This is a genomic window from Streptomyces sp. NPDC054796 (assembly GCF_053611545.1).
Genome location: NZ_JBSHAO010000155.1, coordinates 1 through 1,926, shown reverse-complemented (window position 1 = coordinate 1,926; position 1,926 = coordinate 1). Strand labels below are relative to the sequence as shown.

Here is a 1,926-nt window from a genome sequence, read left to right as displayed (position 1 = left end):
ATCCACAACCACTTCATCCTGAAGAGCTTGGAGTTCACCCGGCCGGGCGGCATCGTCGCTTTGATCACCAGCCGCTACACCCTCGACGGCACCGACCAGGCTCACCGAGAGGCCCGGGAGCGGATGGCCGCCCTCGGCGACCTGCTCGGCGCGGTCCGCCTGCCCAGCGGCGCCCACCAGGAAGCCGCCGGAACACCGGTCGTGACCGACATGCTCATCTTCCGGCGCCGCGCCGATTCAGAACCCGCGGCCGAAGCCGACTGGCTGGACATCGAACCGAGCGTCCTGCCCGGCTCTCGGGCGGGCGTGGCGCCACAGCCCATCGAGATCAACAACTACTTCGTGCGGTACCCGGAGATGGTGCTCGGTACCCCCAAGGTCGACGTCGCCCGGCACGGTCCCGATCTCGTCGTGCAAGCAGACCAGCAGGTGGAAGGCGCCCTGGCCGCTGCCCTGGACCAGGTGGCGCAGCGTGCCCAGGAGACGGGCCGTACCTTCACCGAGCGGATGGTCTTCCACGGGGCCCTGGAAAAGTACGACGGACTGCTGGAACTCGGCCCCGAGGGGACCTTCACCGAGATCCGCAACGGCCGGCCCGTCCCGCACGTACCCGCCAAGACGCAGGCCAGGGAACTGCGTCAGTTGATCGGCCTGCGGGACGTCGTAGTCGCCCTGCTGGACGAGGAGTCCGAGCACCATCTCATCACCCCGCGCATGACGCAGCTGCGGGCCGAACTCAACCGCCGCTACGACGCGTATGTGGCACGGTTCGGCCCGATCAACCGGTTCAAGGTCACCGCCCCTCCTGCCGACGAAGCCGCGCAGGAGGACAACGGACAGGAGCGTCGGACCTACCCGCGCATGGGCGGGTTCCGCAACGACCCTTTCGCCCCGTACGTCCTCGCGCTGGAGAAGGTCGACGAGGACCATCAGAGCGCGGCGAAGGCCGACCTGTTCGCCAAGCGGGTCGTGGCCCCGCCCGAGCCGCTCACCCGGGCGCAGAGCCCAGAAGACGCGGCACTGATCTGCTGGGACCAGCACAACGAGATCCGTCTCGACGTCGTGGCCAGCCTGCTTGGCCTGGACAGCGAACGCTCAGCACGCGAGGCGCTGGGCACCCTCGTCTACGACGATCCGGCCGGCGGTCTGGTGCGCCCTATGGAGTACCTGTCGGGCAACGTGCGCCGCAAGCTCGCCGCGGCCGAGCAGGCCGCGGCCAAGGACCCCACCTTCGCCGTCAACGTCGAGGCCCTGCGCGAGGTCATCCCTCGCGACCTTCAACCCGCCGAGATCCAGAGCCGACTCGGCGCCGCCTGGGTCAGCGCCACGTATGTGCAGCAGTTCCTGCGTGAGATCCTGGAAGACGACGACATCAAGGTCAGCAACCTGGGCGCCCGCTGGAGCGTCAAGGGCGGAGACACCGGAAGTCTGCTGGCCCGCACCGTCTGGGGTACCAAGGCCCGCTCCGCCCAAGCCCTCGCCAGCAACCTCCTCAACAACCAGGAAGTCCTGGTCACCAAGACGATACCGCCCGACGGCCAGGTGGTGACGGACCGAAAGGCGACAGCGTTCGCCCTGGCGAAGTCCAAGCAGTTGGACGACCGCTTCCGGATGTGGCTGTGGGAAGACCCCGACCGGGCCGAGACCCTGCTGCGGTACTACAACGACCGCTACAACGCCATCGTCCCCCCGACCTACAGCGGCGTGCAGATAACGGCCCCGGGACTGTCCCAGGCGTACACCCTGCACCCCCATCAGAAGGCTGCGGTCGCCCGGATCCGGGCTTCCAAACACGGCGTCGGCCTGTACCACGGCACTGGCGCAGGCAAGACCCTCGAAATGATCGTCGGCGGGATGGAACTGACCCGCCTCGGCCTGGCCAAGAAGCCGGTCTACGCCGTGCCCAAGGGAGTTTTGGGCCAGTTC

Annotated in this window: 1 protein-coding gene; it reads left to right on the top strand. The window is 68.1% G+C overall.

Translation table 11 applies throughout. The annotated features are described in order from the left end of the window. Positions 1-27 precede the first annotated feature (27 nt). Positions 28-1,926, top strand: a 1,899-nt coding sequence (locus ACWGJ2_RS40320) for a hypothetical protein (RefSeq protein WP_453351398.1), incomplete at its 3' end; no start/stop codon positions are given.